Annotated in this window: 19 protein-coding genes; 12 read left to right on the top strand and 7 right to left on the bottom strand. The window is 72.6% G+C overall.

What is annotated here, in order from left to right:
* Nucleotides 1-5 precede the first annotated feature (5 nt).
* The gene (locus OGL88_RS02400; protein WP_263089415.1) at nt 6-863 is read left to right on the top strand and encodes a hypothetical protein; all 858 of its coding nucleotides are present in this window, start codon (nt 6-8) and stop codon (nt 861-863) included.
* Here the strand turns inward: OGL88_RS02400 and OGL88_RS02405 are convergent.
* Both OGL88_RS02405 and nudC read right to left on the bottom strand, forming a co-directional pair.
* Nucleotides 754-2,550: an ATP-dependent helicase gene (locus OGL88_RS02405; RefSeq protein ID WP_263089416.1), complete on the bottom strand. Its 1,797-nt coding sequence runs from the start codon at nt 2,548-2,550 to the stop codon at nt 754-756. The two genes, OGL88_RS02400 and OGL88_RS02405, sit on opposite strands and share 110 nt — an antisense overlap.
* Nucleotides 2,547-3,482, bottom strand: a complete 936-nt coding sequence (gene nudC / locus OGL88_RS02410) for an NAD(+) diphosphatase (protein WP_263089417.1) — start codon at nt 3,480-3,482, stop codon at nt 2,547-2,549. Before nudC ends, OGL88_RS02405 begins: the two co-directional genes overlap by 4 nt.
* Nucleotides 3,483-3,599: 117 nt before the next feature.
* On the opposite strand from nudC, the gene OGL88_RS02415 reads away from it, so the two are divergent.
* Entirely contained in the window at nt 3,600-4,598 is a 999-nt protein-coding gene (locus OGL88_RS02415; RefSeq protein ID WP_263089418.1) for a phosphotransferase, read from the top strand.
* Nucleotides 4,599-4,814: 216 nt separating this feature from the next.
* On the opposite strand, the gene OGL88_RS02420 is transcribed toward OGL88_RS02415, so the two are convergent.
* Nucleotides 4,815-8,141 (bottom strand): ATP-dependent DNA helicase, encoded by a 3,327-nt coding sequence (locus OGL88_RS02420; RefSeq protein ID WP_263089419.1) that lies wholly within the window; start codon nt 8,139-8,141, stop codon nt 4,815-4,817.
* Nucleotides 8,138-11,293, bottom strand: coding sequence for a UrvD/REP family ATP-dependent DNA helicase (locus OGL88_RS02425; RefSeq protein WP_263089420.1), 3,156 nt, complete (start codon nt 11,291-11,293; stop codon nt 8,138-8,140). Before OGL88_RS02425 ends, OGL88_RS02420 begins: the two co-directional genes overlap by 4 nt.
* Nucleotides 11,294-11,420: 127 nt before the next feature.
* Here OGL88_RS02425 and OGL88_RS02430 point away from each other — a divergent pair, with 127 nt between their 5' ends.
* Nucleotides 11,421-11,645, top strand: coding sequence for a DUF3107 domain-containing protein (locus OGL88_RS02430; protein ID WP_205464140.1), 225 nt, complete (start codon nt 11,421-11,423; stop codon nt 11,643-11,645).
* Nucleotides 11,646-11,649: 4 nt separating this feature from the next.
* Nucleotides 11,650-11,946, top strand: coding sequence for a hypothetical protein (locus OGL88_RS02435; RefSeq protein ID WP_263089421.1), 297 nt, complete (start codon nt 11,650-11,652; stop codon nt 11,944-11,946).
* On the opposite strand, the gene OGL88_RS02440 is transcribed toward OGL88_RS02435, so the two are convergent.
* A complete protein-coding gene (locus OGL88_RS02440; protein ID WP_235035842.1) occupies nt 11,943-12,659 on the bottom strand; it encodes a ferritin-like fold-containing protein in 717 nt (238 codons plus the stop codon). The genes OGL88_RS02435 and OGL88_RS02440 overlap by 4 nt on opposite strands.
* 90 nt (nt 12,660-12,749) lie before the next feature.
* Between OGL88_RS02440 and OGL88_RS02445 the strand changes: the two genes are divergently transcribed.
* On the top strand, nt 12,750-14,252 hold the full coding sequence (locus OGL88_RS02445) for a DEAD/DEAH box helicase (RefSeq protein ID WP_263089422.1): 1,503 nt from the start codon (nt 12,750-12,752) through the stop codon (nt 14,250-14,252).
* A 148-nt stretch (nt 14,253-14,400) separates the two neighbouring features.
* Here OGL88_RS02445 and OGL88_RS02450 read toward each other — a convergent pair whose 3' ends face one another.
* Complete coding sequence (locus tag OGL88_RS02450; protein WP_263089423.1) at nt 14,401-15,273, bottom strand: PHP domain-containing protein; 873 nt, start codon at nt 15,271-15,273, stop codon at nt 14,401-14,403.
* A 69-nt stretch (nt 15,274-15,342) separates the two neighbouring features.
* Between OGL88_RS02450 and OGL88_RS02455 the strand changes: the two genes are divergently transcribed.
* Nucleotides 15,343-16,827, top strand: a complete 1,485-nt coding sequence (locus OGL88_RS02455) for an aminopeptidase P family protein (protein ID WP_263089424.1) — start codon at nt 15,343-15,345, stop codon at nt 16,825-16,827.
* A gap of 9 nt (nt 16,828-16,836) precedes the next feature.
* Nucleotides 16,837-17,325, top strand: a complete 489-nt coding sequence (locus OGL88_RS02460) for a GNAT family N-acetyltransferase (RefSeq protein WP_263089425.1) — start codon at nt 16,837-16,839, stop codon at nt 17,323-17,325.
* A gap of 31 nt (nt 17,326-17,356) precedes the next feature.
* On the opposite strand, the gene OGL88_RS02465 is transcribed toward OGL88_RS02460, so the two are convergent.
* The gene (locus OGL88_RS02465) at nt 17,357-18,274 is read right to left on the bottom strand and encodes a general stress protein (protein ID WP_263089426.1); all 918 of its coding nucleotides are present in this window, start codon (nt 18,272-18,274) and stop codon (nt 17,357-17,359) included.
* Between the two features lie 83 nt (nt 18,275-18,357).
* Between OGL88_RS02465 and OGL88_RS02470 the strand changes: the two genes are divergently transcribed.
* The 5 genes from OGL88_RS02470 to OGL88_RS02490 all read left to right on the top strand — a co-directional run bounded on the left by OGL88_RS02470 (nt 18,358) and on the right by OGL88_RS02490 (nt 23,697).
* Nucleotides 18,358-19,677 carry a magnesium transporter MgtE N-terminal domain-containing protein gene (locus OGL88_RS02470; RefSeq protein WP_111084991.1) on the top strand — a complete coding sequence of 440 codons (1,320 nt, stop codon included), beginning with the start codon at nt 18,358-18,360 and terminating at the stop codon, nt 19,675-19,677.
* Nucleotides 19,678-19,729: 52 nt separating this feature from the next.
* A complete protein-coding gene (locus OGL88_RS02475) occupies nt 19,730-20,230 on the top strand; it encodes a DUF1003 domain-containing protein (RefSeq protein ID WP_111085044.1) in 501 nt (166 codons plus the stop codon).
* Nucleotides 20,178-21,383 carry an Mrp/NBP35 family ATP-binding protein gene (locus OGL88_RS02480; RefSeq protein ID WP_276582764.1) on the top strand — a complete coding sequence of 402 codons (1,206 nt, stop codon included), beginning with the start codon at nt 20,178-20,180 and terminating at the stop codon, nt 21,381-21,383. The genes OGL88_RS02475 and OGL88_RS02480 overlap by 53 nt, the downstream gene beginning before the upstream one ends.
* A gap of 10 nt (nt 21,384-21,393) precedes the next feature.
* Nucleotides 21,394-22,242, top strand: a complete 849-nt coding sequence (locus tag OGL88_RS02485; protein WP_263089428.1) for a class I SAM-dependent methyltransferase — start codon at nt 21,394-21,396, stop codon at nt 22,240-22,242.
* 168 nt (nt 22,243-22,410) lie between these two features.
* Nucleotides 22,411-23,697 (top strand): carbohydrate-binding protein, encoded by a 1,287-nt coding sequence (locus OGL88_RS02490; RefSeq protein ID WP_263089429.1) that lies wholly within the window; start codon nt 22,411-22,413, stop codon nt 23,695-23,697.
* Nucleotides 23,698-23,746 lie beyond the last annotated feature (49 nt).

Raw genomic sequence — 23,746 nt, forward strand, 5'->3', positions numbered from 1 at the left:
GGGTCATGGGCATCCGCATCGATCCGACACTCGAGTTCGTCTGGCGCGACCCGACGACGGTGCAGCTCGGGGTCGATCCGCCTCGTGCCGTCGTCGACGTCCCGACCACGGGCGAGGAACGGTTCCTCAGCGCACTCCGGCGTGAGACGGGGCGCGAGGCGCTGAGCGGCCTCGCCGTCACCTCGGGCTGCCCACCGGACGTCGCCGCGCGGGTGCTCGGTGCGGCGTCCCCCGCGGTGATCGACGTCCTGCCCGAACCGCTCGAGCGGGTCGAGGTGCACGGGTCCGGCGTGCTGGCTGACACGATCGCGGCGCACCTTTCCGGCGAGGGCGTGACCGTCGCGCGGACCTCGTCGCGGCGGGGCGGCCCCGTCGACCTGCCGGAGCACGAGCCCCGACTCGCCGTGGTGGTCGCCGACCACGTCGTCGACCCGGCGCTCCGCGCCGCCTGGACCCGCAGGGGCGTGCCGCACCTGGCCGTCGTGGTGGGCGACGGCCGCATCCGCCTCGGCCCGTTCGTGGTCCCGGGAGCCGGCCCGTGCCTCCAGTGCGCGGAGTTCGCACGCGTGGACGACGACCCGGCGTGGCCGGCGATCGCGTCGCAGCTGTGGGGACGACCACCGGCGCCGCTGTCACCGTGGCGGTCCGCCGCGGTGGCCGCGGCCGCCACCCGGCTGCTCGTGCAGCGCCTGCCGCTCCGGTCGCAACGTGCCGACCCGGACCAGGTGGTGTTCGACCGCGACGACCTGGCCGTCAGCCGGTGGTCGGTGCCGCTCCATCCGCGGTGCGCGTGCCGAGCGCTGCCAGGAACCGACTCGGAGCGCGGGCTCCCCCACGCGTGGAACCCTGTCTCGACCACGTGATCGTCACGGTCCGCCGCGCACGGGTCAGGCCGACGTAGAACAGGCGCCGTTCCTCGTCGACCTCGGTGTCGGTGATGGCGTGCGAGATCGGCAGGAGTCCCTCGGCCGCACCGGCGATGACCACGTTCGGCCACTCGAGCCCCTTGGACGAGTGCAGGGTCGCCAGGGTGACGGCGTCGACCTCGGGCTCGTGGTGGGTCGCGGCACGGTCCACCAGGTCCTGGGTGAACTGCTGCATGGTCGTGCCGGCGGGGGCGTCCTCGGCGAGGCCCATGATCGCCTGCAGGGCTTCCCACTGGTCGCGGACGGCGCCGGTGCCCTCGGGGGCGGTCGACGTCCACCCGCTGACCTGCAGCACGAGGCGGACACGGCGCGTCAGTTCGTCGTCGGTCTGCCGGATCGCCTCGCCGCGCATGTGGTGCACGGCGAGCTTCACCTCGGGCCGGTTGAAGAAGCGCGTGCCGCCCTGCACCCGGTAGGGGATGCCGTTGCGTCCGAGCGCGGATTCGAGGGCCGCGGACTGGGCGCCGACGCGGAACAGCACCGCGCAGTCGCCGTACGACGCCCCGCCGGCGACGAGTTCCGCGATCCGTCGGGCGATGGTCTGCGCCTCGTCGCCGTCGTGCACGCACGGCACCACGACGGGGTCGGGGCCGGGCTCTTCCGTCTGGGCGACCAGGTCGAGCGCGCCAGGTTGCCCGCGCATCAGGGCGTTGGCAGCGTGCACGACCTCGCGGGTGGAGCGGTAGTTCCGCTCGAGTCGCACGACCGAGCCGCGGGGGAACTCCGAGCCGAAGCCGAGCAGGTAGTCGCTCGAGGCGCCGGCGAACGAGTAGATCGTCTGACTGGCATCGCCGACGACGCACAGGTCGTCGCGGCCGCCGAGCCAAGCGCGCAGCAGGTCGTGCTGCACGGGCGAGACGTCCTGGTACTCGTCGACGACGAAGAACCGGTACTGCTGCCGCACGTAGGACGCGACCCGCGGCTCCGACTCGACCATGCCGAGCGTGGCGAGCAGGACGTCCTCGAAGTCGAGCTGCCGACGGTCGTCCTTCAGGCGCTCGTAGGCCTTCATCAGGTCGATCACCCGGCGCGGCGAGGTGTCGCGCGGCATCACGCGTTCGGCGGCGGCGGCCTCGTACTCCTCGAGCGAGAGCATCTGCACCTTGCGCCACTCGACCTCGGCGGCCAGGTCGCGCAGCACCGGGGTGTCGACCGACATGCCGACGGTGTCCGCGGCGTGCGCGATCATCCGGCCCTTGGACTCGACGATCTTCGGTGCGTGCCCCCCGACGGTGTCCGGCCAGAAGTAGCTGAGCTGCGCCATCGCCGCGGCGTGGAAGGTGCGCGCCTGCACCGTGCCGGCGCCGAGCGAGCGGAGCCGCGACCGCAGCTCCCCTGCGGCGCGGGTGGTGAACGTCAGCGCGAGGACGTGGTTCGGCGCGTAGGTGCCGGTCGCGACCCCGTAGGCGATGCGGTGGGTGATCGCACGGGTCTTGCCGGTGCCGGCGCCCGCCAGGACCGCGACGGGGCCGAGCAGGGTCCGGGCGACCGTGCGCTGCTCGGTGTCGAGGGCGGCGAGGAGCTCATCGGGCGACGGCGGACGGACCTCGGCCGGACCGGCCGACCCGACCGAACCGCCCGGACCAGCGCCAGCCGGCACCGGCCCACGACCAACGCTGCTCACGGCAGGTCCAGCGGCCCGCCGTACCACTCCTCGATGATGGCGCGGGCGATCGAGGTCCGACCAGGCAGCAGCAGGGTGTCCCCCGCACGGTCCCGGATGTCCTCGCGCGAGAACCAGCGCACGTCGAGGATCTCGACGCCGTCGGGCCGCGCGGTCGACGGGTCGCCGTCCACCGCGCGGGCACGGAAGCCGACCATCAGCGACGCGGGGAACGGCCACGGCTGCGAGCCGAGGTACTCGGGCTCCTCGACGTGCACGCCGGACTCCTCGAAGACCTCGCGGCGGACGGCGTCCTCGAGCGACTCCCCCGGTTCGACGAACCCGGCGAGCAGCGAGTAGCGGTCGGCGTCCCACGCGGCGTTCGAGCCGAGCAGGATGCGGTCGTCGGCGTCGACGACACCGACGATGATCGCGGCGTCGGTGCGCGGGAAGTGCTCGTGTCCTTCGGGGTCACGGCGCACCCAGCCGCCGGTGACGACGTCGGTCGCGGACCCGGTGCGGGGCGAGAAACCGTGGACGGCGTGCCAGTTCGCCATCGCCACGGCCTCGACCGCCAGGCCCTGGTCGCGCGGGGACAGCTCGGTGCCGAACATGCGCAGGCTCTCCCACGCGTCGTCGAACGGTTCGATGGCCGACGCGGTGGCGTCGTCGACGAGGGCCGCGACGAAGCGGGTGCCGGCGGGGGCGTCGGCAGCGTCGGACACCGCGCGGCCGAGGTACAGCGTCACGGTGCCGTCGGGCACGTCGGCCGCGGTCACGAACCGCAGGGTGCCGTCGGCGTTCCGGAGCATCTCCGAGCCGTGCACCGGCAGGTACCGGGTCGCGGAGTCCTCGCGCAGGACCCGGTCGAGGTCCGGCGTCGTGCGGAACTCGGCGTCGCGGTCGAGTTCGTTTCGGGACAGCGGGAGCCGGGAGGCGAACTCGACGGTCACGGCAGAGGGCTCCTCGGTTCGGGTGCAGGCGGGGCCTGCGGGCAAGGCGTGCTGGGAAGGCTTCGGGAACAGCGTGGCGTGCACCGGTGCAGGCGTCACGCACCTACCCTGAGGGGCATGGCGGGATCCCAGTTCACTCTAGCCGCGTTGGCGACGACGGCCGTGCCCGGTCTCGTCGTCACGGGCACGCGCACGCTCGGCTCGGCCGCGGCCGGCGACTACGAGTCGGCTCTCCTCCGCGACGCCGACGGCGCCGAGACGGTCATCCGACGTCCCCGGAACCAGCGGGCGGAAGCCCGACAGTCGGCCGACCTCGTCGCGATCCGTGCGCTGAGCGCCGGGATCCGCACGCGCCTCCCGTTCGGTGTGGCCGAGTACCGCGGTCAGGCGCCGATCGGATCGACCCGCGCCATCGTCACCACCCGGCTGCCGGGCGCGCACCCGACGCTCGCGTCGTTCGCCGAGCGCCCCGAACTCGCCACGAGCGTCGGCCGCGCCCTCGCCGCGATCCACCAGCTGCCGACGAGCTTCGTCTCGGACGCCGGCCTGCCGTCGCTCACCCCGTTCGAGGTGCTGCGCTCCGCCGTGTCCGTGATGGACCGCGCCGTCGCCACCAAGCTCGTGCCCGCCGCCCTGGTCGAACGGTGGGAGGGTGCCGCGCGCGACCAGCAGCTGTGGCAGTTCACCCCCACCGTCGTGCACGGTTCGATCGGCACCGGCGTGCTGCTCGTCGACGGCGATGCCGTCAGTGGGGTCCTCGACTGGGGCGAGCTCCGACTCGGCGACCCGGCGAAGGACCTCGCGTGGGTGCTCGCCGGTCGACGCGACGCCTTCGACACCGTCCTCAGCGCCTACGAGGCGAACGGCGGCGGCCGCGACCGCCAGCTCGCGCAGCGCGCCCGCGTGCACCACGAACTCGAGACGGCGCACTGGCTGTTGCACGGCGTGCAGGCGAAGAGCACCGAGGTCGTCGACGACGCGGTCGCGATGATGCACCGGCTGGTCGACGCGGTGCACGCGCCGAGCGCGGAGCCGCTGCAGTCGGTGTCCCCCGAGACGATGGAGATCGGCGAGGTCGAGCAGTTGCTGTCGTCGACCGAACGCCGACACGGCTGACCCCACGTGTCGGTCGAGCGGCCGACGTCGGTCGCCTGAGAAGCGGTGTCCGCGAACGCCTGGAGGCCCGGTGCCGGTCCGGCGGACCGGCACCGGGCCTCCAGTGCGTCGCCGGACGGGCGCGGGGCGCTCCGCCGAGCGGTCACGTCTGCCGGGCGGTACGTCGCCGACCAGCCGCGACCCGGCGACCCGGCGGTTCGGTGGCCCGAGGGTCCGTCAGCCGATCGCAGCCGTCCAGGCGCGCTCGAGTCCGGCACGGTCCAGCAGCTCGGTCGGACGCACCTCGAGGTCGTCCGCGACGAAGTAGAACACGGCATCCACCTGGTCGAGCGGTCGACCGGTGAACTCGGCGTACGCCACCCGGTAGAGGGCGAGCTGCAGCGTCCGTCGCGCCAGGTCGTCGGCACCGGACGGCGCCTTGCCCGTCTTCCAGTCGACGACCTCGGCACGCCCGTCGATCTCGTAGACGGCGTCGAGCTTGCAGACGACGCTGTGCCCGAGGAACGGGATGTGGATCTCCCGCTCGACCTCCACCGGCGTGCGGCCGGCCCACCGTGAGCGGGCGAAGGTGGCCTGGAAGTCCGCCAGCCGTCGGGCGTCGTCGTCCGTGACCACGGCGTCGGGCGAGGCGTCGAGCAGGTCGTCGGCGTCGAGGTCGAGCTCGTCGCCCCACACGTCGAGGGTCTCGAGCGACCCGCCCGTGCGGGCACGCTGCTCCACCCACTGGTGGAAGAGCGTGCCGAGCCGGGTCGCTCGGTACGGACGCTCCGGCATCGGCCGACGCAGGCGTTCGGCCACCTTGTCCGGCTCGGTCAGGTAGTCCTTGAAGCCGGAGGCCGGCACGCGGTGCGGGACCACGACCGCATGCTTCGCGTTCCGGGTCGCTAGTCGTTCGGCGAGCAGCAGGTCGATGTCGGCCGCGTACCGGCCGGAGGCACCGGGGTTGGCGTTCCGCACCCGCTCGGCCGCCGCCAGCACACGAGGCGCCCGCTGCCCGAACGGCACGTGCGGCCAGAGCTGCTGGGCGCCGTCCTCGCCGAGGGGGTTCTCGTCGTGCACGGTGCTCTCCGGGATCGCGGTGCCGTCGACGACCCCGGCCTCGACCAGGTCGTGCAGGTACCGACTCGGCTCGGTGGGGCGCACGCCGCCGGCCCAGAACGAACCGGACACGAGCAGGTCGTGCCGGGCACGGGTCAACGCGACGTACGTGAGTCGGCGTTCCTCGTCCTCGTTGCGGGCCTTCACCTGCTCCTTGAAGGCGTCGATCGCGGTCGTGACGTCCTTCTGGGTCTCCTGCCCGCGCCACGCCAGGCTCGGCAGCTCGGCGCCGTCCCCGCGGAACTCGTACGGCAGACGGCCGAAGCCGAGCCACCCGGACGAACCTTCCTGTGGCCGGGCGGGCAACCCGCCCTCGACCATGCGCGGCACCGCGACGGCGTCCCACTCGAGGCCCTTCGACCCGTGGATCGTCAGGATCTGGACCGTGCCGGCTTCGGGTTCCTCGGAGCGCGGGCCCATGTCGTCACGACGGGCGGCGGCGTCGATCCAGCCCAGGAACGAGCCGAGGTCGGCGCGGTCGTCAGTGGAGACGAACCCGGCGAGCTCGTCGATGAAGGCGTCCAGGTACGCCCCGCTGCCCTGCTCGTGCGCCGCGACCTCGATGTCGAGCCGCATCTCCTGCACCACGAGCGTCACGAAGTCGACCAGGTCGCTGCCGGCCCGCGACCGCAGCATCGCGAGCTGCGCGCCGAGCGCACGCATCCGGCTGCGGCCGGCGGGTGTGATGCCCTCGAGCGCGCCGTGCTCGTCCGGCGCGGTGGCCACGAAGTCCAGGGCGTCGACGATCGAACCGTGCTCCCCCGCAGCCACCGAGGCGCGGAACGCCGCCGTCAGTTCGTCGTCGAGCCGCTGCTGGGTGTGGTCGCGCTGGAACAGCCACCGCGCGAGGTGGTGCAGGGCGACGACGTCCGCTGCGCCCACCCGCCACCGGGCGCCCGCGAGCAACCGGATGAGGTCGTTGCCGGCAGCCGGGTCGTGCAGCACCCGCAGGCAGGCGACCAGGTCCACGATCTCGGGGCGCTGGAGCAGGCCGCCGGTGCCGAGCACGTGGAAGGGCACCGCGCGCGCTCCGAGCGCCGCGGTGAACGACGCCAGGTCCTTGCGGGCGCGGAGCAGCAGGGCCATCGACCCGGTCGGGTTCCGCTTCCGGTGGTCCTGGAACCACGCGGCGACCGCGTCGGCCTCTTCCGGCAGGGTCTCCGGGAACTCCACCCGGACCGTCCCGGCGTCCGCACCGGGTCGTGGTGACAGGCGCTCGACGTCGACCTCGGACGCCTCGGACAGCGGTGCCACGATCGCGTTCGCCCCCGCGAGGACGTCGACCGGGTTCCGCCAGCTCGTCGACAGCGCGAACGTCACGGGCCGGACCGCACCCGGATCGGTGCCGCCGAAGTCGTGCGGGAAGCGTGCGAGGTTCGCGGCGCTCGCACCGCGGAACCCGTAGATCGACTGGTGCGGGTCGCCCACGGCCATCACCGAGTGCCCGCGGAACAGCCGGGCGAGGAACCGGGTCTGCACCACCGAGGTGTCCTGGTACTCGTCGAGCAGCACGACGCCGAACCGCTGCCGCAGGTCCGTGACCACCCGCGGCGCGGACTCGGCCGCGGCGAGCGCCAGCGCGATCTGGTCGGAGAACTCGACGAAGCCGCGGTCGACCTTCTGCCGCCGGAACTCCGCGACCAGGTCGGCCAGGGGTTCCAGTGCACCGATCGCGGCGACGGCGTCGGTGATCGCCTTGTAGGGCTTGCCCCGGTTGCCGGGCAGTTCGAGCAGGTCGGAGAACTCGACGGCGAAGCGGCGGAGGTCCTCCGGTTCGACGAGGTGCTCGGACGTGGCGCCCGCGAGCGCCACGACGACCGCGGTGAGGGTGTCGACGTCGCGGTCGAGTCCGGCCAGTCGGTCGTCACGCGCGGCCACCACGACGCGGCGGGCGAGCTGCCAGGCGGACGGTTCGGTCAGGACCTGGGATTCGCCGTCGCGCCCGACGAGCAGGGCGTTCTCGCGGAAGACGGCGTTGGCGAACGCGTTGTAGGTCGAGACCGTTGGCGCTTCGAAGGCGTCGCCCGGGGTGATCAGGCCGACGTCCTCGAGCGCACGGATGCGGTCGTTGATGCGCACCGAGAGCTCGCCGGCGGCCTTGCGCGTGAAGGTCAGACCGAGGACCTCGTCGGGGCGGACCATGCCGTTCGCGAGCAACCAGACCACCCGCGACGCCATCGTCTCGGTCTTGCCGCTGCCGGCTCCGGCGACGACGAGGGCGGGGGCGAGCGGGGACTCGATGACGGCGCGCTGCTGTGCGGTCGGACGCGGGCGGCCGAGGGCGTCGGCGATGGCGTCGGCCCCGTGCCGGATCGCGGGCGCGGCGGGTCCGGGCGCGGCAGTCGTGTCCGTCGTGTCCGTCGTGCCCGTCGTGCCCGTCGTGTCCGTCGTGCTCGTCGTGTCCGTCGTGCTCGTCGTGTCCGTCGTGTCGGTCGTTTCGGTCACCAGGTCACCTCCGAGACCACGTGGATGCGGCACTCGACGCCGGTCCGGGCCTTCTCGCAGTGGTCGTCCACGTTCGCCAGGAAGGTCCGTCCGGCCATGCCGCGCGCGACTCCGTGCAGGCGCTCCCGGTAGGCGTCGCGCGCCTCGGCGTCGAACGCGTGCTGGGTGCGCTCCGAGTAGGCCCGCCCGCCGCGGGGGTTCTGCACGAAGACCAGTCGGGCGTCCGTCATGGCCGAGCCGGCGGGCACGCCCTCGACCGCGCCGTCCTCGATCGCCAGCTGGTACGCGCCGAGCTGCGGGTGCTCCGGCATGTCGTTCTTCTCGCTCGGCATCGAGCGTCCGGTCTTCAGGTCCACGACGCTGACGCGGCCCTCGGGGTCGACCTCGATGCGGTCGATGCTGCCGCGCATCCGGGCGGGGCCGGTGACCAGGGCGAACGAGGTCTCGGCGCCGAGCAACCGGCGGCCGGCGCCCGCGAAGGTCCGCAGGTAGTCACTGAGCCCCTCGATCATGCGGCGGGTGCGTGCGCGCTCCCGATCGGCCACCCACGGCGACTCGAAGGTCAGTTCGTCCCACCGGGCCTCGACCCGCTCCCACAGCGACTCGACGTCGATCTCGGTCGCGTGCTCCATGGCCTCGTGCACGATCGTGCCGATCCCCATCGCAGGACTCGGTGCACCGCCGCCGAAGGTCTGCACGAACCAGTGCACGGGGCACTCCTCGAACGTGCCGATGCGCGACGGCGAGACGGACACCGTCGGGGCGACGGGTTCGCCGCCCTCGACCTCTGTGGCCGGGTCGGCGTCGAGGTCGACCAGAGGCTCGTCGGTGGTGGGCTCGGCGAGGCCGTACCAGTCGTCCGGAGCGGCCCCGGGGACCTCGGCCTCGGCCAGTCGGGCGAGCGCCGAGGCGGCCTCGTGGTCGCCGGAGAGCACCACGCGCCGCCGCAGGGACCCGGCCAGGCCGCGCAGGGACAGCGGGTGCACGGTCGGCTGCCGGTCCGGCGGCACCGGCACCAGGCGGACGAACGGCGACGGGGACTCGTCGTCGTTGGCGACGGTGCCGATCACGACCTGCGTGGTCGCGCGGGAGACGGCGCGGGCGAACAGGCGGAGTTCGTCGGCGACCACAGCGGCGCGGTCGTCGATCGGCGAACGCTCGGCCCCGGAAGCCGCGCGGACCAGCCCGTCCGGGTCGAGCAGAATGCCGCGCACCCGGGTGTTCGGCCACACGCCGTCCTGCAGTCCGAGCACCACGACGACGTCGCACTCGAGTCCGATCGTCGCCGAGGGGGTGAGCACCCGCACCCGGCCGGCGGTGCGGTCGGGTCCGATGGAGTCCTCGGGTAGGTCGGCGCCGAGCAGGTCGTCGACGAACACCCGGGCCGGGGCGTCCGGGGTGCGTTCGACGAACCGCTTGGCGGCGGTGAACAGGCCGACGACGGCGTCGAGGTGCCGGTCGGCTTCGCCGGCTCCGACCCCGCCGGCCGCGGACTGCCCGCCCCACGACTTCGCGAGGCCGCTGCGCTCCCACAGGCCCCAGAGGATCTCCTCGATGCTCGATCCGGCCTCGGCGTCGGCGTGTGCCTGCACCAGGCTGCGTGCGAGTCGGGTCGCCCGTCTGGCGAAGCCGGCGTCGACCGTGGCCAGACGCTCCGGGGCACCGAGCGCGTCGATCAGGAGCTCGTCGGCCGTGCGGGTGCCGTCGCCGGCCAGCTCTTCACGCCGCAGGGCGAGCCGCAGCCGGCGCATCGCCAGGGTGTCGAGCCCGCCGAGCGGCCCGGTGGCGAACGCCGTGGCCAGGGCGGCGTCGAGGGGCAGGACCCCGAGGGCGACCGCCGCGGCGTCGAGCAGCGCCCGCGCCGCCGAGTCGTCACGGGGGCGGACGGGCGCGGCACCGGCGGTCGCGGGGACCTCGGCCACCGAGAGCGCACGGACGAGCTCGGGGATCGCGGCACCGCTGCGGGTGACGACGGCCATCCGGTGCCACGGCACACCATCGAGCAGGCGGTGCTCCCGGAGCCTCCGCGCGACGGCCACGAGCAGCGCCGAGCGGCTCGCCGCCTCGAGGTGCACGACGGCGTCTGCTCGGGCGTCCTCGTCGCTCGCCGTCGCGGCGCGCTGCCGACCGGCCGCTGCCGTGCCGATGCGCCCCGTGATCCCCGAGACCAGCGACCGGATCGGCGCGGGGTACCGGTGCACGGTGCCGAGGAAGAGTTCGTCGACCCGGTCCACGCCGAGTCGCACGGCCAGGCGCCCGAGCACGTCCGGCTCGGCTCCGCGGAACGCCGAGGCGGCGATGTCCGGGTCGCCGAACGCCACGACCTGCACGCCGGACCGGGCGAGCGCACCGAGCAGTGCCACCTCGCCCTCGACGAGTTCCTGGGTGTCGTCGACCACGATGAGTCCGAGGGCTGCGATGCTCGCGGGCAGCTCACCGCGCAGCACGGCCGCGGTGGCAAACGCGACGAGCTCGCCGGAGTCGAGGCTGGTCGCGCGGAACGCGGTGACCGAGGCCCGGTACTCGTCGACGAAGTCACCGACCGCCCGCCACTCGGGTCGACCGCCCTCGTCCCCGAGCTCGCGCATGTCCTCGGGCTCGACGCCCGCCGCGACCGCACGCATCATGACGTCGCGCAGCGCGGTCCGGAATCCGGCGCGCTCGCGCACCACCGCGGTGATCGGTTCGGGCCAGTCCGGACCAGTGCCATCCAGCTCGTGGCCGGCGAGCAGGTCGGCGATGATGCGGTCCTGCTCGCCACCGGTCAGCAGCGTGGGCGCTTCCTGTCCCTGGACCGCGGCGGCGTGCGCGACGATCTGGAAGGCCAACGAGTTCACGGTCCGGGCGAGCGCCCCGGGCACCACGCGGTCGACGGCAGCGGCGAGGCGGTCACGCAGGGCGGTCGCAGCGGTCCGCGACGAGGTCAGCGCGAGCACGGTGGCGTGCCCGTCGGGGCTGATCGCGCCCGGTCGGCGCAACCGGTCGGCGACGAGCCGGGCGAGCGTGGTCGTCTTGCCCGTGCCGGGGGCGCCGATGACCGCCGCGTGCCGGCCGTCGGGCAGCGCGAGCACGGCGGTCTGGGACGGGTCGTCGACCAGGGCGCGTGCGACGCCGACGTCTGCGGGGGCTGGCGTCAGCGTGGTCTGCGGCACGCTCGTACGGTACCCACGACCGCCGACACCACCCGGCTCGGCGCGGGCGCGGCGCGTACCCGGGCCGCCGAGTGCGCCCGCGGCGAACGTCCGATGTCCTCCGGGACCGCTCGGATACGCTGTGCTCGTGGACATCAAGATCGGCATCATCAACAGCCCGCGCGAGATCGCGTTCGAGACCGCCCAGACCGCCGACGAGATCGAGAAGGCCGTGTCTGAGGCCCTCGCGTCGAAGGCGACGCACCTGTCGCTCCAGGACGACAAGGGCCGTCGCTTCATCGTTCCGGTCGCCGCCCTGGCGTACGTCGAGGTCGGCGCGGAAGAGGCACGCCGCATCGGCTTCGTCGCCTGACGACGTGGAACTGCTCTTCGCCGTCCTCGGCGGCCTGATCATCGGTGGGATCGCGCACGTGGTCCTGCCGTGGCGCGCCAGTCGTGGCGTCCTGATCGGGCCCGCCGTGGGCGGCATCGCCGCTGCCGTGCTGTGGGAGGCACTGACCTGGGCCGGGTGGCGGTACGACGCCACCTGGATCTGGGTCGTGTCCCTGGTCGGCGCGGGCGTCGTCGCCCTCGTCGTCGAGTGGCTGCTCGGGACGCGTCGCGACAAGAGCGACGTCGAGTACTACGAACGACTCAAGGCCCGCGGGGCCTAGGCCGTCAGGCCGAGTGCGTCCATCCGCCGGGTGTGCGCCGCGATCAGTTCGGTCCAGACCGGCTCGAGCCGCTCCTGGTCCTCGCGCGCGTGCGACGCCAGCGCCGACCGTGCCACGAGCAGCGTGTCCCCGACCAGGCGCCGGCCCCACATCGCCAGGCGCGAGCCGACCTCGGGATCGTCCTCGATCCGGGCGGTCAGTTCCTCGACGACCGCGGGTTCCTCACGCGCGTCGAACACGGAGCGCAAGCGCTGCCGCACGTCGTTCGGCAGCGACCGCAGCAGGTTGCCGAACAGGTCGTTCAGGATGCCTGCCGTGACGTAACCGGTGAGCATCGACTCGTACCAGTCGGCGCCGCTGGTGCGCTCGAGGAACCGGTCGATCGCCTCGCGGTGCGGCGCCATGAGCTCCGCCGGGTCCGAACCGTTCCGTTCGATCTCGGCGACGATCGTGCGGTGCCGGTCGAGCGCCGTCGTCGCGAGCACACCGGTCACCAGGCGGCCGGACAGGGTCGGCGCCGAGGCACCGGCACGGCCCATCGTCTCGTAGACGGAGAGCTGCAGGTACGCGGCCTGCCCCAGGTAGACGTCGAGCTCGGGGGTGACGTCGTCGAGCGCCAGACGCTTGACCTGGCTTGCGTTCCGCGGGTTCCGCGACGCGAGCCACGCTGCTGCGAGCTGCGCCGCGCGCTTCCGGTTCCACCACGACACCACCCGGAGAGCATAGCGGGAACCGCCTCGCGCCCCGCTCCACCCGCCCATCGGTAGACTGGCCCGGACTTCCACCAGAACTAAGGTGATTCTTTGACTTTCGCAGACCTCTCCATCGAGCAGGACATCGTCGACGCGCTCGCGGGCAAGGGCATCCTCGAGCCCTTCCCGATCCAGCAGCAGACGATCCCGCTCGCCCTCACCGGCCAGGACATCATCGGCCAGGCCAAGACCGGTACGGGCAAGACCTTCGGGTTCGGCCTCCCCCTCATCCAGCGACTCGGTGCCGACCCGGCCCCCGGTGTCAAGGCCCTCGTCGTCGTCCCGACCCGTGAACTCGCGGTCCAGGTGACCGAGGACCTCGAGGTCGCCACCTCGAACCGTCCGACCACCATCGCGGCGATCTACGGCGGCAAGGCGTACGAGGGCCAGATCGAGCAGCTCAAGGCCGGCGCCCAGATCGTCGTCGGCACGCCCGGGCGCCTCATCGACCTGCAGCGCCAGCGACTCCTCGACCTGTCCCACGTGCAGGAAGTCGTCCTCGACGAGGCCGACCGCATGCTCGACCTGGGCTTCCTGTCGGACATCGAGCGCATCTTCCAGGCCATCCCCGAGGTGCGGCACACGATGCTGTTCTCGGCCACGATGCCCGCGCCGATCGTCGCCCTCGCCCGCCGGTTCATGAGCCGTCCGGTGCACATCCGGGCGACCGACCCGGACGAGGGCCTCATGCAGGCCAACATCAAGCACCTCATCTACCGCGCGCACTCCCTGGACAAGGACGAGGTCATCGCCCGCATCCTCCAGGCCGAGGGCCGCGGCAAGACCGTGATCTTCACGCGCACCAAGCGTGCGGCGGCGAAGCTGGTCGAGGAGCTCAAGGACCGCGGGTTCAACGCCGCAGCGGTGCACGGCGACCTCAACCAGGAGCAGCGCGAGCGCGCGATGGCCGCCTTCAAGGCCGGCAAGCGCGACGTGCTCATCGCCACCGACGTCGCCGCCCGCGGCATCGACGTGGACGACGTCACGCACGTCATCAACCACACGATCCCGGACGACCCGGACACGTACCTGCACCGCGCCGGCCGCACCGGCCGTGCCGGCAAGACCGGCATCGCGGTCACGTTCGTCGACTGGGACGACCTGCACAAGTGGACGCTGATCGACAAGGCCCTCGAGTTCGGCATCCCCGAGCCCGTCGAGACCTACTCGTCGTCGCCGCACCTGTTCGAGGAGCTCGACATCCCGAAGGGCACCAAGGGCCGTCTGCCCGGTGCCTCGTCGCACGCCGCGTCGGCCGGCGCCCCCGCCGAGAAGCGCAGCAGCGACCGTCCGGCCTCCGGTCCGCGTGACGCGTCGCGCTCGCGGTCGCGCAGTCGCACCCGGTCAGGAGGCTCTGAGCAGCCCGCCTCGCAGGCTCCCGCCACCGAGTCCGCGGCTCCGACCTCCGCGCCCGCCGACGACACGTCGGCCACCGAGGGCGGGACCACCGACGGCGCCGCGAAGCGTCGCCGTCGTCGCCGCCGTCGCGGGGCCGGCACCGGCGATGCCTCGGCGACCGCCTCGGCACCGCAGGGTTCGTCGGACGGCGAGTAGCGCCTCCAGACCGAAGGGTCCGTCGCTGACGCGACGGGCCCTTCGTCGTCCCCACCCCGAGACTCGGGCTGAGCGACATTCCTCGCGTCCGCGGACACGAGAACTGTCGCTGAACGTGAGTCTCGGGCTGGTGGTGACGGCCCTCGGGTCAGGACAGGCGCGAACCGGGGCCGACCACGGGCGCGCTGCCGGTGGCCTCGGACAGGATGGCGTCGAACGCGGCCCGCGCCGTCCGGTGCTCGCCGAGCCGGTTCGGCTTGCCCGTGCCGTGGTAGTCGCTCGAACCGGTGACGAACAGACCGTAGCGCGATGCCCAGTCGAGCAGGGTGCGCTTGCCGTGCGCGAGGTTCTCGCGGTGGTCGACCTCGAGCCCGCCGAGCCCGGCGTCGACGAGGTCGCGGAGCATCGGCTCGTCGATGACGATGCCCCGCGACGAGGCCGCCGGGTGCGCGATGACCGGCACACCGCCCGCCTGTCGGATGAGTTCGACGCCGCGTAGGGGCGACGGCGCCTCGTGCGGTTCGTAGTAGCCGGACGCCGGGTGCAGGATGCCGCGGAAGGCCGCGCTCCGGTCGGACTCGAGGCCCCGCGCGACGAGCGCGTCGGCGATGTGCGGGCGGCCGATGGTGGCCCCGGGACTCGCCTGCGCCAGCACGTCGGCCCAGGTGATCGGGTGGTCCTCGCCGATGCGGTCGACCATGCGGTGCGCGCGGGAGAGGCGGCCGGAGCGGATGCGGTCGGTCTCCTCGACCAGGCCCGGGTCGTGCGGATCGACCAGGTAGCCGAGGACGTGCACGCTGCGGAAGCCGATGCGCGTGCTGAGCTCGAGACCCGGCAGGAGCGTCAGTGGCAGCTCGCGCGCGGACCCGGACGCGTCGGCCCAGCCGGCGGTCGTGTCGTGGTCGGTGAGCGCGACGGCGTCCAGGCCGGCGGCCGCGGCCGCTCGGACGAGCTCCGCGGGTTGCTCGGTGCCGTCGGAGACACTCGAGTGCGCGTGCAGGTCGATGAACGGGTCGGGCACGTCGACAATGCTATCCACAGGTGAGGGGCCGCACAGGACGCCGGTGCAGCGCGGTGCGATGATGGGGGCATGGCCGACACGACTCCCCGCGCGACGAGCAACCGTTCCACGACCCCCGGGTCCTCGACCTTCAAGGACTTCATCGGGTCGCAGTGGGCCGACCGCGAGCAGACGATCCCCGAGCCCCGCGAACAGGCCGCCTTCGCCGCCGAGCGTCGTGCCCGCATCTCCGAGCTGCACCCGGGCCGCACGATCGTCGTCCCCGCCGGGCAGGCCAAGGTCCGCTCGAACGACTGCGACTACCCGTTCCGCCCGCACTCCACGTTCGCTCACCTGACCGGATGGGGCACCGACACCGTCGTCGGCTCCGTCCTCGTGATGACGCCGAACGGCTCCGGGCACGACGCCACGCTCTACTTCCGTGCCACGGCCGGTCGTGATTCGGAAGAGTTCTACGCGAACCCCGAGATCGGCGAGTTCTGGGTCGGCCCGCGTCCCTCGCTCGACGCCGTCGCTGCCGACCTCGGGCTGGCCACGGCCGACCTCGGTGCCTTCCCGGACGTCGCCGACGGGCTCGACGCCTCGGCACTGCTCGTGCGCGAGGCCGACGACGACCTGACCCGCACCCTCGACGCACGACTCGGCAGGGCCGTCGGCGGCGCACCGGAGACCGACGACGCACCGGCGACCGACGACGTCCTCGCCCGCGACCTGTCCGAGCAGCGCCTGGTGAAGGACGCGTACGAGGTCAGTGAGCTCCGCAAGGCCGTCGACGCCACCAAGCACGGCTTCGACGACGTGATCGCCGACTTCGACGCCGTCCTGGCACACCCCCGGGGCGAGCGCATCGTCGAGGGCACCTTCAACCGCCGGGCTCGTGCCGACGGCAACACGGTCGGGTACGACACCATCGCCGCCTCCGGCCACCACGCCTGCATCCTGCACTGGACCCGGAACGACGGCGCCGTGCAGCCGGGCGACCTGATCCTCATCGACGCCGGGGTCGAGGTCGACACGTTCTACACGGCCGACATCACCCGCACGCTGCCGGTCAGCGGCACGTTCTCCCCCGTGCAGCGCATGGTCTACGACGCCGTGCTCGAAGCGGCGGACGCCGCGTTCGCGATCGTCAAGCCGGGCATCACGTTCCGCCAGGTGCACGCCACGGCGATGGAGGTCATCGCCCGCAAGACCGCCGAGTGGGGCTTCCTGCCCGTCTCGGCAGAAGAGTCGCTCGAGCCGGACAACCAGTTCCACCGCCGCTACATGGTGCACGGCACGAGCCACCACCTCGGCCTCGACGTGCACGACTGCGCGAAGGCCCGTCGCGAGATGTACATCGACGGCGTCGTGCAGCCCGGCATGGTGTTCACGATCGAGCCCGGTCTGTACTTCCAGCAGGACGACCTGACGGTGCCCGAGGAGTTCCGCGGCATCGGCGTCCGGATCGAGGACGACATCCTGGTCACCGCGGACGGCGCCGAGAACCTGTCGATCGGCATCCCCCGGACCCCCTCGGAAGTGGAGGGGTGGATCGCCCGCTCCGGCCGCTAGCCTGAGCGGGTGACGACGCCCGACGCCTCCACCGACTCCCGCACGCCGCAGTTCTCGATCGAGGTCGAGCACTTCGACTCCCCCGATGCGCAGCGACTCCGAGCCGCACAGCGCCTGGAGATCGACCGTGCCTACGGCGGCGACACCGAACCCGGCGAGAAGCCGACGGCCGACTCCATCGCGGTGTTCTTCGTGGCGCGCGACCAGGCCGGCACGCCGTTGGCGTGCGGCGGGCTGCGGGTCGTCGCCGACGGCATCACCGAGATCAAGCGCATGTACGTCCGGCCGGAGTCCCGCGGCTCGGGTGTGGCGGCCGCGCTGCTGCGCCGGCTCGAAGAGGCCGCGCTCGACCTCGGGTCACCGGCGCTCGTGCTCGAGACCGGGAACGAGCAGAAGCGCGCCGTCGGGTTCTACGAGCGCGAGGGCTTCACGCGCATCGCCAACTTCGGCCCGTACGTCGGCGCCCCGCTGTCGATCTGCTACTCGAAGGTGCTGTAGCCCGAGCACATCGGCCCCGAGCACGCAGGCGTCAGGCGCGCTCGTCACCCTTCGGAGACGACTGAGACGACTCAGTCGACGGCGACGGCGGGGCAGCCGGTGCCGGCGGCGTCGCACCGGGCACCCGCTCGCCGTACTGCGGCGGGTCCTGCGGACGACGCTCGGGGATCGCCGGCCCACCCGAGGTCGGACGGTCCGCGGGGGCGGCGGCGGCCGGGTCCGCGTTCTCCCCGTACCGGGGCCCGTCGTTGGTGCCGTAGCGCGGCGGGGCCGTGGGCGCATCCGCCTGCCCGCCGGGGGCCGACGTGCCGGGCTGCTGCGGGCCTCCCGGCTGCTGGTGGGGTGTGGCGTGTCCGCCGTACGGCGACTGCTGCGGCGGGGCGGGACGCCACGGCTGCTGTCCCTGCACGGGCGCTCCTGGAGCGCCCTGCTGGGGCTGCTCGTTCCAGTGCGTGGACGGCGTCGCGCCGTGCTCGCCGAGGATCCGCTGCGCCTGACCGGTCAGCTGCGGGTTGACGACGATCTGGTAGTTCGTGGCGAGCACCTGGTGGACGCTCGTGAAGTCGCGCTGCCGCTTGGTGATCGCGAACGAGACGATGCCGTAGAGCATGCCGAACGCGGCGCCGATGATCGCGGCGGCGAGGATCAGGCCGCCGGCGCTCGGCGAGAACAGGGTGAGCACGATGCCGAAGAAGATGCCGAGCCAGAGACCGGACAGTGCTCCGGCGATGGCTGCACGGCCGTAGGTCATCTTGCCGGTGACGCGCTCGACGGTCTTCAGGTCGTTGCCCACGATCGAGAGCTGGTTGACCGGGAAGTCGGCGTCGGCGAGCTTCGCGACGACGCGCTGCGCATCGGGGTAGCTGTCGTACGTGCCGAGGACGTCGCCCTTGGGCAGCGTCGGGAAGGCCTGGGCGGTCCTGCCGGCGAAGGGACTCTGATTGCTCACACAGCCATCATTCACCGCGCACCTTGCAATCGCACGTGCACCGCCGGGGAAGCGCCAGCACGCAACCGACTACGCTGGGTCGGGTGAGCGCCACGAAGGTCTTCGTCGCCCGCCTCGCCGGGTGCTCCGTCTTCGACCCCGCGGGCGACCGCGTGGGCAAGGTCCGGGACGTCCTGGTGGTCTACCGCCGGGCCGATCCCCCGCACGTCGTGGGGTTGATCGTCGAGGTACCGGGCAAGCGCCGCATCTTCGTCAGCGTCGGCCGCATCACCTCGATCGGTGCCGGCCAGGTCATCACCACCGGGCTCGTCAACATGCGCCGCTTCGAGCAGCGCGGCGGCGAGGTCCGGGTGATCGCCGAGATGCTCGGTCGCAAGGTGCTCATCAAGAACCAGCGGATCCGCGCCACCATCGAGGACGTCGCGATCGAGGACCGTGGGCAGGGCGACTGGGAGGTCGCGCAGCTCTTCCTCCGCAAGCCGAAGACCACCCCGTCGCCGTTCGGCAAGGGCCCGACGACGTTCGCGACGTGGAACGAGGTCACCGAGGACGAGCTCCCCGGCGAGGCCCAGTCCGCCGAGCACGTCATCGCCGCGTACTCCGACCTGGTACCCGCCGACCTGGCGAGCACGCTGCTCGACCTGCCGGAGGAACGCCGGTTCGAGGTCGCCGAAGAGCTCCCCGACGACCGACTGGCCGACGTGCTCGAGGAGATGCCCGACCAGGAGCGCGTCGAGATCCTGTCGCGGCTCGAGGACTCCCGTGCGGCCGACGTGCTCGACCAGATGCAGCCGGACGACGCCGCCGACGTCCTCGCGCAGTTCTCCGACGAACGGAGCGAGGCGCTCCTGCAGCTCATGGAGCCGGAGGAGGCGCAGGACGTCCGCATGCTCCTGGAGTACGAGCCGGACACCGCCGGTGGTCTGATGACCACCGAGCCCGTCATCGTCTCCGCCGACGCGACCGTCGCCGAGGGGCTCGCACTCGTCCGCCGCCACGACCTCGCGCCGGTGCTCGGCGCCGCGGTGTGCGTCACGCTGCCGCCGTACGAGCCGCCGACCGGTCGGTTCCTGGGGCTGGTGCACTTCCAGCGCATGCTCCGCTACCCGCCGAACGAACGGCTCGGCACGCTCATCGACCAGCAGACCGAACCGGTCCGGGTCGACGCGAGCGCCGCCGAGGTCACCCGCGTGATGGCGACCTACAACCTGCTGTCCGTCCCCGTGGTCGACGACGCCCACCGCCTCGTCGGGGTGGTGACGATCGACGATGTCCTCGACCACGTCCTGCCGGACGACTGGCGAAGTCAGGGCGAGGGGGAACCCTCACCGCTTCCACGCCAACGCCCGCGCAAGACACCCGTGACGACGGGAAGGAGGACCACCCGTGGCCCGAACGGATGAGAACCGTCGTGATCGCGAGCGCTCCGACGTCCGCCTCGACTCCCCCAAGGGCATGCGCACGCGCGTGCTCCCGACCCGCCGCCGCGGCGGACGCGGTGACACGTTCGGTCGCGCGACCGAGGGCATCGCGCGGGGCATGGGCACGCCGTGGTTCCTCATCGGCCTCACCCTGTTCTGCGTGGTCTGGATGGGGTACAACACCCTCGCGCCGAAGCCGTGGCAGTTCGACTCCGCCGCGATCGGCTTCACCGCGCTGACCCTGGTGCTGTCGCTGCAGGCCTCGTACGCCGCCCCGCTCATCCTGCTCGCGCAGAACCGGCAGGACGACCGCGACCGCGTGCAGTTCGAGCAGGACCGGCAGCGTGCGGAGCGCAACCTGGCGGACACCGAGTACCTGGCGCGCGAGGTCGTCGCGCTCCGGCTGGCGATGCGCGACATGGCGTCCAAGGACTTCATCCGTGCCGAGCTGCGGTCCCTGCTCGAGGAACTCGACCGGCGCGATGCCGACGACGCCGGCTACGCGAACGAGCCCGGCAGCTCCACCCGTGGCTGACGCGGCCCCCGCCGACGAGCAGCTGGGCACGGCGGTCCTCGCTGCGCTCGGCCGCGTGATCGACCCCGAGATCCGTCGGCCCGTCACGGAGCTCGACATGATCCGTGGTGTCGACGTGCAGCAAGGAGGCGCGGTGCGCGTCGACCTGCAGCTCACGATCGTGGGGTGCCCCGCCGCCGACACCATCGAGCGCGACGTGCGCGTCGCCGCCGGTTCCGTGGACGGGGTGTCGTCGGTCGACGTCGACGTGTCGGTGATGGCCCCCGCGACGCGTGCCGCGCTGACCGAACGGCTGCGGGCCGGCCGGCCGAACGGCGTCCAGTTCACGGCGGACTCGCTCACCCGGGTGATCGCCGTCACGAGCGGCAAGGGCGGTGTCGGCAAGTCGACGGTCACCGCCAACCTCGCCGTCGCGCTCGCCCGCCGCGGCCTGCGGGTCGGGATCGTCGACGTGGACGTCCACGGCTTCAGCATCCCCGGACTGATGGGCCTGACCGACGAGCACGGCGTCGCGCCGCGTCCGACCCGGGTGGACAGCATGATCCTGCCGCCCGTCGCCCACGACGTGAAGGTCGTGTCGATCGGCATGTTCGTCGACGACGCCTCCACCGCGGTGTCCTGGCGCGGCCCGATGCTGCACCGCACCGTGAACCAGTTCCTGACCGACGTGTTCTTCGGCGACCTGGACGTGCTCCTGCTCGACCTGCCGCCCGGTACCGGTGACGTCGCGATCTCGGTCGGCCAGCTCCTCCCGCACGCCGAGGTCTTGGTCGTCACCACCCCCCAGGCCGCTGCGGCCGACGTCGCCGAGCGCAGCGGGATCGTCGCACGGCAGACCGGCCAGCGGGTGATCGGGGTCATCGAGAACATGGCCGGGCTCGTGCAGCCCGACGGCTCGGTCCTGCACCTGTTCGGCGAGGGCGGTGGCGCCGAGACCGCCGCACGGCTGTCCCGCGGGCAGGACGCCGCCGTGCCGGTGCTCGGCAGCGTGCCGCTGTCCGTGCCGCTCCGCGAGGGCGGGGACACCGGCCTGCCGGTCGTGCTCGGCGCGCCGGAGGACCCCGCAGCCGTCGCACTCGCCGCGATCGCTGACGGCATCACGACGATGGGGCGCGGACTGGCCGGACGGAAGCTGGGTCTGTCGCTGTCCTAGGCTCGTCAGCATGAGCATGGATCACGTCAGCGTCGACTGGGACCGCGCCCGCGACACGAACCGGGCGAACTGGGACGACCGGGTCCCCATCCACGAGGGCGCCTACGCCGTCGACGAACTGTCCGACCCGGCGCACCGCTCCGACGTCGTGCGCGACGACCTGCCGGTGTTGACACCGTGGCTGCTGAACGGCACGCTCGCCGGCCTCGACGTCTGCCACCTGCAGTGCCACATCGGCACCGACACCGTGTCGCTCGCCCGAGAGGGCGCCCGACTGACCGGTGTCGACTTCTCCCCCGCGGCGCTCGCCTCCGCCGCCGGCCTCGCGACGCGGCTCGGACTCGACGTCACCTGGGTGGAGACCGACGTGCTCGATGCGCGCGCTGCGGTCACCGGCGACTTCGACGTCGTCTACACGAGCATCGGCACGATCTGCTGGCTCCCCGACCTGGACCGCTGGGCAGCGCAGGTCGCCGGCCTGCTGCGCCCGGGCGGGGTGTTCTTCATCCGCGACGGCCACCCCGCGCTCTACGCCCTCGACGAGACCGCCGACGAACTCGTCACCCGGTACCGGTACTTCCCGGACGGCACCGCGCAGCAGTGGGACGACGCCGGAACCTACGCGGGCGACGGCACCGTGGCGAACACCCGCACGTTCGAGTGGCCGCACCCGCTGTCCGAGATCGTGAACGCCCTGCTCGACGCCGGACTCCGACTCCGCCGCCTGGACGAGGGGCGCACCCTGCCCTGGCGCTTCAGTCCTCGCATGGAGGACACCGGTGACGGCTCGTGGGCGTGGCCCGACGCCGACCGCGACCGGGTCCCCCTGACGTACACGGTCGTCGCCACCCGCGACTGACGACGGGCGTCCTGCCGTCCGTTCGGCGCACAGCTGTACGTTCGTTCATGGACAGGTCGTTCCACCCCGGAGCATTATGCAAGGGCATTGCACAATGCCCTTGCGGAATGTGACCGCCTGGGCTCCACCCGCCGGACGACGCCGTCCGGCCGAGGACAGGAGAACCGTGTGAACCAGAACACCCGAGTACGGATCGGCCTCGTGGCCACCGTCGCCGCAGTGATCGCCGGGGGATCACTCGCCGCAGCACCGGCCATCGCCGCGACACCGTCGTGCGCGACCGCGTGGACCGCCGGCACCGCGTACTCCGGCGGTGCCACCGTCAGCGAGAACGGATCGAACTACACCGCGAACTGGTGGACGCAGGGCGACGACCCGGCGACGCACTCCGGGGCGACGGGCAGCGGCCAGCCGTGGACGTCGACCGGTGCCTGCTCCGGCACGGGCGGCGGCACCACTCCTCCCGGTGGGGGGACGACGACCCCCGGGACGGGCGGGAGCGGCGGCACGGCCAGCGGACTGGTGTTCAGCCCGTACAAGGACATCACCGTGAACCTCGACTGGAACACGAACGTCATGAACACCGCGGTCACCGGCACCCGCATCCCGGTGGTCGGGGCGAGCAACAGCCTGGTGTCCACCCGCGAGCCCGGCCTCAAGGCCATCACCCTCGCCTTCGCGACCGGCACGTGCGGCAGCGAGAACTGGGGCGGCGTCGCGGCGGATGCCTTCGCGAACGCCAACATCCCGAAGCTCGATGCCGCCGGGGTGAACTACATCGTCAGCACCGGTGGAGCCGCCGGTTCGTTCAAGTGCTCGGGCGCCGCACTGCAGAGCTTCATCGCCCGGTACGCGACCCCGCACATGATCGGCGTGGACTTCGACATCGAGAGCGGCCAGTCCGCCGCGGACGTGCAGAACCTGGTCAGCGCCGCAGCCCTCGCCCAGGCGAAGTACCCGGGCATGCGCTTCTCGTTCACGCTCGCGACCCTGGCCGCCAGCGACGGCTCGTACGGCGGGCTGAACGGCACCGGCGACGCCACCGTGAAGGCGATCAAGGCGTCGACCCTGACGAACTACACGATCAACCTGATGACGATGGACTTCGGTCGCGCGACCGCCGCGAACTGCGTGCTCTCCGGCTCCACCTGCCAGATGGGCAAGTCCTCGATCCAGGCCGTCACGAACCTGCAGCACACGTACGGCATCGCGTCGTCGAAGATCGAGGTCACCCCGATGATCGGCGTCAACGACACCACCGACGAGGTCTTCACCCTCGCCGACGTCGACACCCTGTCCGCCTACGCGAAGGCGAACGGCCTCGCCGGGATCCACTACTGGTCGCTCGACCGGGACACGCCCTGCGCCTCGACCACGGCGTCGTCCACCTGCAGTTCCGTCCCGAGCGCACCGGCACTCGCCTGGACGGATCGCTTCCTCGCCGACCTGAAGTAGTCGTCACCACACCGAACACGGGAGGCCCGGTGCCAGCTGGCACCGGGCC

It is taken from the genome of Curtobacterium sp. RIT-PI-V (genome assembly GCF_025642935.1).
Taxonomy (GTDB): Bacteria; Actinomycetota; Actinomycetes; order Actinomycetales; family Microbacteriaceae; genus Curtobacterium.